Below are 11,608 nucleotides of genomic sequence, written 5' to 3'. Positions count from 1 at the left end.
CTGTAGGTTGACCACATGCAGCAGTACCTGGATCTTCTACGGCACGTGCTGGACAACGGGGTGCAGAAGGGCGACCGGACCGGGACCGGCACGCTGAGCGTGTTCGGCCACCAGTCGCGTTACGACCTCCGCGACGGTTTCCCGGCGGTGACGACCAAGAAGCTGCATCTGCGGTCGGTGATCGGTGAGCTGATCTGGTTCCTCAGCGGGTCGACGAACATCAAGTGGCTGCACGAGAACAACATCTCGATCTGGGACGAGTGGGCCGACGCCGACGGCGAGCTCGGCCCGGTGTACGGCTACCAGTGGCGGTCCTGGCCGACGCCGGACGGCCGGCACGTCGACCAGATCGCGGGCGTGATCGAGGCGATCAAGAACAACCCGGACTCCCGCCGGCACCTCGTGAGCGCGTGGAACGTCGCGGACGTGGACAGCATGGCGTTGCCGCCGTGCCACACCATGTTCCAGTTCTACGTCGCCGACGGCCGGCTGTCCTGCCAGCTGTACCAGCGGTCGGCCGACATCTTCCTCGGGGTCCCGTTCAACATCGCGTCGTACGCGCTGCTGACGCACATGGTCGCGCAGCAGACCGGGCTCGAGGTCGGCGACTTCGTGCACACGCTCGGTGACGCCCACCTGTACCTGAACCACCTCGACCAGGCCCGCCTGCAGCTCACCCGCGAGCCCCGGCCGCTCCCGACCCTCCAACTCGCCAAGCGCGACTCGATCGACTCCTACGAGATCGCCGACGTCGAACTGATCGGGTACGACCCGCACCCCGGGATCAAGGCGCCCATCGCCGTATGACCGAGCGAAGCGAGGGCATCATCAAGCACAGCCGGCCTCGTGTCTCATCCGCGCCCGGAGCGAAGCGAGGACGTGGATGAGCATCATTCTGATTGCCGCGGTCGGGCGGAACGGTGTGATCGGGCGGGACAACGATCTGCCCTGGCGGATCCGCGAGGACCTGCAGCACTTCAAGCAGCTCACTCTCGGCCACACCCTCGTGATGGGCCGCAAGACCTACGACTCGATCGGCCGGCCGCTCCCCGGTCGCCGTACTGTCGTCGTCACCCGCCAACCGGACTGGTCCGCCGACGGCGTCGAGGTCGTCCACACCCTCGAAGAAGCGCTCAAGTACGAAGGTGACCTCTACGTGGCCGGCGGCGGCGAGATCTACCGCCAGGCCCTCCCGTACGCCGACCGCCTCGAACTCACCGAGGTCGACCAGTCCCCCACGGGCGACATCACCTTCCCGGATCTCGACCCCGCCGCCTGGACCGAAACCGCCCGCGACCCCCACGACGGCTTTGCGTTCGTTGGCTACCGTCGCAGCTAACAACGAGTAGGCAACGGGACAGTCAGAAAGACCTGGAACCGCGTAGATTGTGTGCGCGTCACGGAGGTGACAGTGCGCGGGCGAGGGGACGCTCGCGGAGGCCACCGGAGGGGAACGACGATGACCGAAGCAGACAACACAGCAGGTGCGGGAGCCGCCGCGGCGCAGCCGGCGGTGTCGCCGTTGCAGCCGCCGACCGCGACAGCTCCGGGACTGATACTGACCGCTCCGCCACCGTCACAGCCCGTCGCCGCGACGGCCGCTCCGAGTCTGGCACCGGCCGTGGACGCGGCGGCCCTGCCGGCGCTCGACGCCAAGGTGGACACCTTCCTGACCTCGCTGATGGCGGCCGAGCCGCGGTCGCCGGAGTTCGCGGCCAAGGCCAGTGACGTCCGGAGCATGGGCGACGTCGACATCCGCGCCGCCGCGGACAGCTCGAACCGCCTGCTCAAGGCACCGGTACGGGCGCTGCAGGAGGGCGGCCTGTCCGAAGGGTCGACCGTCGGCAAGACGCTGCTCGACCTTCGCCGTACGGTCGAGGACCTGGACCCGAAGGAAGCCGCCGGGCCGAAGAAGCTGCTCGGGATGATCCCGTTCGGGAACAAGATCGAGGACTACTTCCGCAAGTACCAGAGCGCGCAGAGCCACCTCGATGGCATCCTTCACGCACTGCGCAACGGCCAGGACGAGCTCGGCAAGGACAACGCCGCGCTGAACCTGGAGAAGCAGAACCTCTGGGACGCCATGACCCGGCTGAACCAGTACGTGTACGTCGCCGAGCGGCTCGACGCCCGACTGTCCGCGGCCATCGCCGAGCTGGACGCGACCAACCCGGACAAGGCGAAGGCGTTCCGCGAGGACCTGCTGTTCTACGTCCGGCAGAAGCACCAGGACCTGCTCACCCAGCTGGCCGTGTCGATCCAGAACTACCTGGCCATCGACATCGTGATCAAGAACAACATCGAGCTGATCAAGGGCGTCGACCGCGCCTCGACCACGACCGTCTCGGCGCTGCGTACTGCGGTCATCGTGGCGCAGGCCCTCAGCAACCAGAAGCTCGTGCTCGACCAGATCAGCGCGCTGAACACGACCACCAGCAACATGATCGAGCGCACGTCGCAAATGCTGAAGGACAACTCGGTCGCGATCCAGCAGCAGGCGGCATCCGCGACGATCGGGCTGCCGCAGCTGCAGGCCGCGTTCGCGAACATCTACGCGACCATGGACGCGATCGACACCTTCAAGGTCGAGGCGCTCGACAACATGGCCGCCACCATCGGCACGCTGGAGACCGAGGTGACCAAGTCCCGCAGCTACCTGGACCGGGTCGCGCAGCAGGACCAGCGGGTCGTCCACGGCAGCCTCGACCTCGACCTCGGTCGCTGAAGCAGAAGTCAACTGGGGGACAGGGAACTGCATGACACTCGGTGACTTCTTGGCGCGGCTGACCGGCCGCAAGCAGGAGCCCGAGCCTGCCCCGTCTCCCCGCGCTCCGACGAACGACGACCTGCTCGCGGCGCTCGTCCGCGTCGAGCAGCTGGTCGCGGACGGCGCCGTACCGGCCGTGGTCGCGTCACGGGTCAACCGGGTGGTCCGGACCGTGCGGGAGACGATCCCACGGCTCGGGAACCTCGGTGGCAGCGCGCAGGCGTACTCCGTGATGGCGACGGCGACCGACTACCTGCCGGAGGCGATCGGCGGGTACCTGCGGCTGCCACGGCAGTGGGCGGACACGCGGCCCGTGGACCGGGGCAAGACGTCGCTGATGATCCTGATCGACCAGTTGGACCTTTTGGCCGCGACGATGGACAAAGTGTTCGACGCGGTCAACCGGGCCGACGCGGCGGCGCTGATCGCCCACGGCCGATTCCTGCAGGAGAAGTTCGGCACCGGGTCGACCGGTGGAGCGTTGGCCCTCGGCCCGACGGAATCGACACCACCACCGGACACCGGACCACTGCAACCACCACCTGGACGAGGAGGGGCATGAGCGGCGAGGGGGGCAAGTCACTGCAGCAGGCACTCGCCGAGCTGCTGACCGTCGCCGCGCGCGCCGGTGTCGCGGAGGATCGCGCCCGCACGGAGGCGCTGTCGCTGGCCGCCGCGTTGGCCGAGTCCGCTCCAGGCGCGCCCGTGGACTGGGCGAAGGCCAACCCCGGTGCGACCACGCGGGACTTCTTCGACAGCGCCGTTCGCGGTCGTCGCTGGCGAGGTGCACCGACCGCGGTGCTGAGTGAACTGATCGCCGAGGGGTCGGCCGAGAAGGTCGCCTATGCCGAGGCGCTCGCCGAGGTGGCGTCGGCGGCTTGCACGCTCGGCGAACCGACGATGCGGGTCATTGGCAACGCGTCTGTTGCCGCCGCCGCGCAACTGCAGGCGGCGGGTGCCCGGCCTCTTCAGGTTGGGGCGACGCCGGTGCAGGCCGGGTCAACGCCGGCGGTCCCGGCGACGTCGGCCGCCGAGGCCGGGCAAGCGGAGCCGGCCGCAGCCGCCGAGGCCGTTGAGGCAGAGCCGGCGAAGACGGTTGAGGAGTTGCTGGCCGACCTCGATGAGCTGACCGGGCTGGCACGGGTAAAGCGCGAAGTGCACCGGCAGGTCGCCGTACTGCGGGTGGAGAAGCTGCGGATCGAGGCCGGGTTGAAGAGCCCGACGATTACGCGGCATCTGGTGTTCGTGGGGAATCCGGGCACCGGCAAGACCACGGTGGCGCGGCTGGTGAGCGGAATCTACAAGGTGCTCGGGTTGCTGTCGAAGGGACAGCTCGTCGAGGTCGACCGGTCCGAACTGGTCGCCGGGTATCTCGGCCAGACCGCGACGAAGACCGCCGAGGTGGTCGCGTCCGCGGCCGGCGGGGTGCTGTTCATCGACGAGGCGTACAGCCTGACTTCGGGTGACAACGGGGCCGACCAGTACGGACGGGAAGCCGTCGACACGCTGGTCAAGGAGATGGAGGACCGGCGCGACGACCTGGTCGTGATCGTTGCCGGGTACCCCGAGCCGATGGAGGCGTTCATCGCCGCGAACCCGGGGCTGGCCAGCCGGTTCCGGACCACGATCGGGTTCGAGAACTACACCGACGACGAACTCACCGACATCCTCACCGGCCTCGCCGAGGCCGCCGACTACGAGTTGGTCCCGGAAGCGCTCGACAAGTTCCGGGAGATCCTGGCTACGACGCCGCGCGGCAGCTCGTTCGGCAACGGGCGATTCGCCCGGAACGCGCTCGAAGCCGCGATCGGCCGGCACGCCTGGCGGCTGCGCGACGTGACGGCACCGACGAAGGACCAACTGCGTCAGATCCTCGCCGAAGACCTGACCGACGACCCCGAGCCGCCACCCGAGGCAGAGCCTGAGCCCGAGCCCGAGCCGCCAGGGGAGTCCGAGGAACCAGACCAGTCCGAGCAAGGAGACGACGGGTGACCCAAACACAGAGTGCGCCGCCCGCGACCTGGTCGCCGCCGGCGCAGCAACCCAGCAACGTCACGCAGCAGGTGCCGGCCAAGCGGACGCGCAGCCCGCGGAGTGCGGTTGCCGCGTGGTTCGAAGGCACACCGGGGCGCATGCGCGCCTTCCTGCTCGCCGCCGCGGCGATGAGCGTGATCTTCGGTCTCGCCGCCGCCCAGGGTTTCCGGCAGTCCGACGGGGCCCTCGATCGCGCCGAGGCCAACGCCGCGCAACTGGTCCGCATCCAGGCGATCCACACCAACCTGGTCAGCGCGAACGCCGACGCGACCAACGCGTTCCTCGTCGGCGGTCTCGAGCCGCCGGAGCAGCGGCAGCATTTCGTCGACTCGCTGGGCAACGCCGCCGCTCTGATCACGGAAGCCGCCACCGCCCAGCCGGCCGATCAGCAGGCGCTGGGTGCGCTCAACCAGACCTTGATCACGTACGAAGGCCTGATCGAGCAGGCCCGCGCGAACAACCGGCAGGGCCTCCCGATCGGATCGCAGTACCTGAAGGACGCGAACGCCGTACTGCAGAACGACTCGCTCCCGTTGGTGAAGGCGTTGGTGCAGGCCAATGAGGAACGGGTCAACACGGAGTTCGACGGCGTCGGGAAAGGCACGATCTGGGTCGTCGTGAGCGGGTTGCTCGCCCTGGTGGTGTTCGCGATCACGCTCCGCTGGCTGGCCCGCCGTACCCACCGCTACGTCAACGTCCCGATCGCGGCCGGCGCCTTGCTCGTCCTGCTCACCACGATCGTCGGCGGGGTCGCGCTGTCCAGCGCCGCCGGGAAGGCGTCCGACACGGGCGACAATGCGTACGCCAAGACCCTGGCGTTGTCGCGGGCCCGGATCGCGGCGTACGACGCCAGGTCGAACGAGAGCCTCACCTTGATCGCGCGCGGTTCGGGCGACGCCTTCGACAAGGCCTACAACGACGCCGCCGCGGTGGTCGACGACCAACTCGGCAAGGCCTCGGGTACGACGGACGGCCTGCAGGACCGCTGGTCCGCGTACAAGATCGTCCACGGCCAGGTCCGCAAGGCAGACACGCGTGGCGACTGGGACGGCGCCGTTGCCTTGGCCGTCGGCAGCGAGCAGAACGAGAACGACTGCGTGGACAAGTTCACCGCGTTCGACGAGAGCTCGGCCGACCAGCTGCAGACCACGAGTGATGCGGTCAGCGACGAACTGACCGACGCCCGCGACGGCCTCCCGCCGATCGGCTGGCTCGGCCTGCCGATCGGCATCGTCGCCGCCCTCCTGGTGGCCTGGGGCATGTCACAGCGACTGGGGGAATACCGATGAAGAAGCTCATCCCGATCGCCGCCGCGGCCGCCCTGCTGCTGACCGCCTGCGGCTCCGGCGACTACGCCGCCACCGAGATCCCCGCCAAGCCGCAGCCCACCGTGACGTCGGCGGCACCGCCGGCCGCCCAGCCCAACTGCGGGAACCCGCTGGCGTCGTACGCGCCGGACGGGCCGCTGCCTGCCCCTGGAGCGATGCCGGCCGGCACCACGATGGCCAAGATCAAGGACCGGGGCCGGCTGATCGCCGGGGTCTCCGCGGACAGCTTCAACCTCGGAGCGCGGGACCCGATCACCGGCCAGATCCGGGGTTTCGACATCGACATGGTCAAGGCCGTCGCGACGGCGATCTTCGGCACTGACAAGGGGCACCTCGAGCTGCGGGTGATCTCCAGCCCGCAGCGGATCCCCACCCTGCAGGCCGGCTCGGTCGACATCGTCGCGCGGAACATGACGATCAACTGCGCCCGGTGGCAGCAGATCGCCTTCTCCGCCGAGTACTACCGGTCCGGCCAGAAGACGCTGGTGCAGAGCGACTCCACGGCGAAGACAGTGGCCGACCTGTCCGGCAAGACGATCTGCGCCCCGGCCGGGTCGACCAGCCTGGACAACCTGAAGAAGGCGAACCCGGCGGTCAAGCCGATCACCGCCGACACCGACACCGGCTGTCTGGTGCTGTTCCAGCAGGGCGAGGCGGACGGCATCAGCGGTGACGACACGGTGCTGGCCGGCGATGTCGCGCAGGACCCGTACGCGAAGGTGCTCGACGAGAGGTTCAGCGAGGAGCCGTACGGCCTCGGGATCCCGAAGCAGAACGTGGATTTCGTGAAGTTCGTGAACGGCGTGCTCGCGCAGATGAAGGAGAACGGCACCTGGATGACGTCGTACAACACGTGGCTCAAGCCTGCGCTGGGCGAGCTGAAGGCTCCGCCGGCGCCTGTGTACGGCCGGTGAATCGATGACTGTTCGTACGCCGACGGCGAGTGCGCCGGCGCCGCCGGGGAGGATGGGGAGCAGCGTTCCGGCTTCGGAGCTGCTGTCCTTCCTCGATGCGTTGGGGACTTGGCGGGATCGGCGGAAGGCTGAGCTCGACGAGTTGGATCAGGCTGCGTTGCATGCGCCGGATGCGGATGCTCTGAGTGCGGACGTCGTACTGAGCATGGCGGTGTGGAAGGCCGTATCGGATCGGTATGAGTTGATCCTGGTGACCTGGGACTCCGGTCGGGTCGGGACCAAGGAAACCGAGCGGATCTCGACGTTGATCTGGGGCGGCCTGGACACCGGCGGCGCCGGCGGGTCGCTCGCGGTTTCGTTGCCTGAGGCATGCAAGTTGTCGGATGCGCTCGCGTCGAGCCTGCGGGCGAAGCTGGCACTGGAGCCGGGCGACGCCGACCTCGCCGCCCACCTGCGGCAGCTGCGCGCTCAGGTCGAGCGGATCAGCGACCTCGTCAAGCAAGAGCCGGCAACCGTCCGCAACGCGGCGCTCGCCGAGCACCACGACCTCGATCGCCGCGTCATCGATCTGACCGACCGCAACAAGCGCGGCGCGGACATCGGCGGACTGATCGGTCCGCTCGAGATCGACGCGGCCCGGACCGAGCGCGACCTGATCGTCGGCGCCGCGACCCGCAAGGAGCGCGCGGCCGACGTCGCCCGCGCCCGATCCCTGCGCGGTGAACTGGAGGCGCAGGGCACCGCGGTGCGCGCCCTCGCCGACAAGGCGGTCGCCGCGGTCACACCCGCCCCGCGGCTCGCCGTACCCGATGTGACCGCACTCGGCCCGGTGCCGAACACCCCGGCCGAGCTGGAGAAGTACCTGACCCGGCTGGACGCCGTACGGCGGGCGCTGGGTCAGGCGCAGGCGGCGTACGGCGCCGCACTCGAACGCCGCGACGAGCTGGCCGCCCGGCTGGACGCCTACCAGGTGAAGGCGAACAGTGTTGCCCGAGGCAATGAGGATCTCGCGGAGCTCTACCGGCGGGGCCGCCAGGTGATCGAGGCGGAGCCGGTCGACACGCTCCGGCTCGGCGCACTCGTGACGGCGTACCAGGCCTACCTGGAAGCCACAGGAGGGACGAAATGACGACCACCGCCTGCACCCAGCCCGGCTGCACGGGCACGATCCTGGACGGGTACTGCGACGTCTGCGGCTCACCCGCGGCCGCGGCCCCCGCCACGTCGACTGACCCGTCGACCGGCGCCTGCAATCAGCCCGGCTGCACCGGCACCTTCGTCGACGGGTACTGCGACGTCTGCGGCTCCCCCGCGCCCGACGGCACCACGAGCCCGTCGGCCGTCTCCGGCGCCCCGGCCGTGACCAGCGATCCCGACCCGATCAGTACGCCGTCGACCGTGTCCCGCGCGTCGAACCGGCTCGCGTCGACGCCGCTCGGTTCCGCCCGGGCCGCCCAGGCCGGGTCGAAGCTGACCCGCAAGCTCGGGACGTCGTCCACCCGGTTGCGCGGAGCGCGGCTCGGTGCCGGGCTGACGCACGTACCGACGATCCCCGCGATCGACGCGAGCAAAGCGATCCTGGTCAACCCGCAGGTGCCGGAGGACCGCCGGAACTGCCCGAACTGCGGCAACCCGGTCGGCCGGTCCCGCGCGGGCCAGCCCGGCCGGACCGAGGGCTTCTGCCCGAAGTGCCGCAACCGCTTCTCGTTCTCGCCGAAGCTGCAGGCGGGCGACTTGGTCGGCGGTCAATACCAAGTGGCCGGCTGCCTGGCACACGGTGGTTTCGGCTGGATCTACCTGGCCCGGGACAAGAACGTGTCCGACCGCTGGGTGGTGCTGAAGGGCCTGCTGAACTCCGAGGACCCCGACGCCGTCGCGGCCGCGATCGCCGAGCAGCAGTTCCTGGCCCGGGTCGAGCACCCGCTGATCGTCGAGATCTACAACTTCGTCACCCATGACGGCGCCGGCTACATCGTGATGGAGTACGTCGGCGGCACCTCGCTGAAGACGTTGCTCAAGCAACGGATGGCCGCGAACAACGGTCAGTACGACGCGCTGCCGATCGACCAGGCGATCGCGTACCTCCTGGAGATCCTGCCGGCCTTCTCGTACCTGCACGACCTCGGCCTGCTGTACTGCGACTTCAAGCCGGACAACATCATCCAGGTCGGTGACGCGGTCAAGCTGATCGACCTCGGTGGTGTCCGGCGGATCGACGACCTGGACTCCGCGATCTACGGCACGGTCGGCTTCCAGGCCCCCGAGGTGGCCGAGGTCGGTCCGTCGATCGCGTCCGACATCTACACGCTCGGCCGGACACTGTGCGTGCTCGCGATGGAGTTCCGCGGCTACCAGTCCCGGTACGTCGACTCGCTGCCCCCCGTGACCGACGTACCGCTGTTCCAGAAGTACGACTCGGTGTACCGCCTGCTGACCAAGGCCTGCGCCCAGGACCCGGCGGACCGGTTCCAGAGCGCGGACGAGTTCCGGGTCCAGCTCCTCGGCGTACTGCGTGAGGTGGTCGCGGACAAGCAGGGCGTCAAGGCGGCGCAGCACTCCGCGTCGTCGCTGCTGTTCGGTACGCCGGGCGACAAGGCGTCCGGACTGGGTGACGCGGCCGCACCATGGCAGCAGCTGCCTTCGCTCGCGCCGGACGACAGCGACAAGATGGCCGGCTGGCTGAAGACCGTCAGCGTGCCGGACCCCGCCAAGCGGCTCGAGCTGCTCGTCGACGCGCCGGAGCAGTCTCCGCAAACCCTGCTGGAGGTCGCGGAGGCCGCACTCGAGGTTGGCGAGTCCCGCTACGAGATGGTCGACACCGCGGTGACCGACCTGCTCGCGGCGGACCCGTGGGAGTGGCGGGCCGTCTGGATGGCCGGACTGGTCGCGCTTGCCCGTGGCGACTCGGCAGCCGCGCAGTCCGCCTTCAACGCCGTCTACGGCCAGGTCCCGGGAGAGCTGGCGCCGAAGCTCGCGCTGGGGATCGCCTGTGAGCTGAGCAACGAGTTCGACGTTGCCGAGGGCCTCTATCTCACCTGCGCCCGGACCGACGCCAACTACATCGCCCCCTCGGCCTTCGGTCTGGCCGCCATCCGCACGCAGCGCAACGACCTCGACGGCGCCCTCGCCGCGCTCGACCTGGTGCCGCGCACCAGCGGCTCGTACGTGCGGGCTCGTCGCCAGCGAGCCGGACTCCTGGCAGGATCGGGCCGTGGCCTTCCCGCGCTCGCCCAGGCGATGAACAGCATCGAGTCGCTGACCATCGACCCGGTCGACCGGGCCAACCTGGCCGCGGACGTGTTCCGGACCGCGCTGGCCGAGGTCCAGCAGTCCGGTCCGCAGAAGGAGCTGCGGATCGACGGCCGGGAGGCCACCGAGCCGGCCCTGCGGGACGGGCTCGAGGCCACCTACCGGCAGCTGGCCGACCAGGCCGGGAGCCGGCCGGAACGGATCGCCCTGGTTGACCAGGCCAACGAAGTTCGAGGATGGACGTTGCGATGACGAGTACGACCCAGACGGTCTGCCCCAGCTGCGGGGGGCCGGTCTCCGAGTCCGATCGCTTCTGCGAGGCCTGCGGCGCCGAGCTCAACCCGGGCAGCGCCACGCCCAGCACACCTGCCTTGGACACGGACACCGAGCCGACGATCGAGATCAATACCGGCGCCATTCCGGTCGCGGGCCCGTGCCAGTCCTGTGGCGGTGTGATCGGTGCGGAGGGCTACTGCGAGACTTGCGGCACCAAGGCCGCCAAGGTCCGCGATCACTTCAGCGAGCAGCCCTCGCCGTGGGTCGCCGGCGTGTGCGACCGGGGTATCAGGCACAGCCGCAATGAGGACGCCATGGCGATCGCTGCGGACGCTGAGCCGGGCAGCCGGGCGCTGCTGGTCGTCTGCGACGGTGTCAGCTCGTCACTGGACTCGGATGTCGCTTCGCTGGCGGCGGCCCGCGCGGCTCGCGACGTACTGACTGCTGGGCACGCGCTGGGCATGGGCACCGAGTCGTCCCGGGGCAGTGCGATCGTGGCCCGGCTCAAGGCGGCTGCCGACGCGGCCAATGACGCTGTCATCGACAACACGAGTCCGGACAGTCCCAACCCGGCGTCGTGCACGTTCGTGGCGACGGTCCTGGAGGACGGTCTGCTCGTGGCGGGCAACGTAGGGGACAGTCGCGCGTACTGGTTCCCGGACGACGCCGAGGCCGTCGCACTCACCGTGGACGACTCCTGGGCCGCGGAGCTCATCGCGACCGGCATCTCGCGGGCGGAGGCGGAGTCCGGTCCGCATGCGCACGCGATCACCCGCTGGCTCGGCAAGGACGCTCCGGACCACACGCCTCGTACGACGACAGTCCACGTGACCGGTCCCGGCTGGGTCGTGGTCTGCTCGGACGGACTGTGGAACTACTGCTCCGAGGCGGCACCGCTGGCCGACCTCGTACGTCAGACCGCTGCGGCGAACGGTGGCGAGCCCAAAGCCACCGCGTCCGCCCTGGTCGACTGGGCCAACGCCCAGGGCGGTCAGGACAACATCACCGTCGCGCTGGCGCGAATCTAAGGAGAGGGACCC

The 11,608-nt window shown here is 69.5% G+C and carries 10 protein-coding genes; all 10 read left to right on the top strand.

The genetic code is table 11. The features are described 5' to 3' along the window. The first annotated feature begins 15 nt into the window (after positions 1-15). Positions 16-807 carry a thymidylate synthase gene (locus tag ACZ3HV_RS28715; RefSeq protein WP_465688514.1) on the top strand — a complete coding sequence of 264 codons (792 nt, stop codon included), beginning with the start codon at positions 16-18 and terminating at the stop codon, positions 805-807. Between the two features lie 76 nt (positions 808-883). Continuing rightward, positions 884-1,339 (top strand): dihydrofolate reductase, encoded by a 456-nt coding sequence (locus ACZ3HV_RS28710; RefSeq protein ID WP_465688512.1) that lies wholly within the window; start codon positions 884-886, stop codon positions 1,337-1,339. Between the two features lie 120 nt (positions 1,340-1,459). Beyond that, the gene (locus ACZ3HV_RS28705) at positions 1,460-2,725 is read left to right on the top strand and encodes a toxic anion resistance protein (protein WP_465688510.1); all 1,266 of its coding nucleotides are present in this window, start codon (positions 1,460-1,462) and stop codon (positions 2,723-2,725) included. A 31-nt stretch (positions 2,726-2,756) separates the two neighbouring features. After that, a complete protein-coding gene (locus ACZ3HV_RS28700; RefSeq protein WP_465688508.1) occupies positions 2,757-3,329 on the top strand; it encodes a hypothetical protein in 573 nt (190 codons plus the stop codon). Beyond that, positions 3,326-4,759 (top strand): AAA family ATPase, encoded by a 1,434-nt coding sequence (locus ACZ3HV_RS28695; RefSeq protein WP_465688506.1) that lies wholly within the window; start codon positions 3,326-3,328, stop codon positions 4,757-4,759. The genes ACZ3HV_RS28700 and ACZ3HV_RS28695 overlap by 4 nt, the downstream gene beginning before the upstream one ends. Further along, a complete protein-coding gene (locus ACZ3HV_RS28690; RefSeq protein ID WP_465688504.1) occupies positions 4,756-6,090 on the top strand; it encodes a hypothetical protein in 1,335 nt (444 codons plus the stop codon). The genes ACZ3HV_RS28695 and ACZ3HV_RS28690 overlap by 4 nt, the downstream gene beginning before the upstream one ends. Continuing rightward, the gene (locus ACZ3HV_RS28685; RefSeq protein WP_465688502.1) at positions 6,087-7,043 is read left to right on the top strand and encodes a glutamate ABC transporter substrate-binding protein; all 957 of its coding nucleotides are present in this window, start codon (positions 6,087-6,089) and stop codon (positions 7,041-7,043) included. The genes ACZ3HV_RS28690 and ACZ3HV_RS28685 overlap by 4 nt, the downstream gene beginning before the upstream one ends. 4 nt (positions 7,044-7,047) lie before the next feature. Beyond that, the gene (locus ACZ3HV_RS28680; RefSeq protein WP_465688500.1) at positions 7,048-8,172 is read left to right on the top strand and encodes a hypothetical protein; all 1,125 of its coding nucleotides are present in this window, start codon (positions 7,048-7,050) and stop codon (positions 8,170-8,172) included. After that, complete coding sequence (locus ACZ3HV_RS28675) at positions 8,169-10,544, top strand: serine/threonine-protein kinase (RefSeq protein ID WP_465688498.1); 2,376 nt, start codon at positions 8,169-8,171, stop codon at positions 10,542-10,544. The genes ACZ3HV_RS28680 and ACZ3HV_RS28675 overlap by 4 nt, the downstream gene beginning before the upstream one ends. Further along, positions 10,541-11,596 carry a protein phosphatase 2C domain-containing protein gene (locus ACZ3HV_RS28670; protein WP_465688496.1) on the top strand — a complete coding sequence of 352 codons (1,056 nt, stop codon included), beginning with the start codon at positions 10,541-10,543 and terminating at the stop codon, positions 11,594-11,596. Before ACZ3HV_RS28675 ends, ACZ3HV_RS28670 begins: the two co-directional genes overlap by 4 nt. Positions 11,597-11,608 lie beyond the last annotated feature (12 nt).

The organism is Kribbella sp. NPDC020701, assembly GCF_055562215.1.
This window is presented reverse-complemented; position numbering and strand designations above follow the sequence as displayed.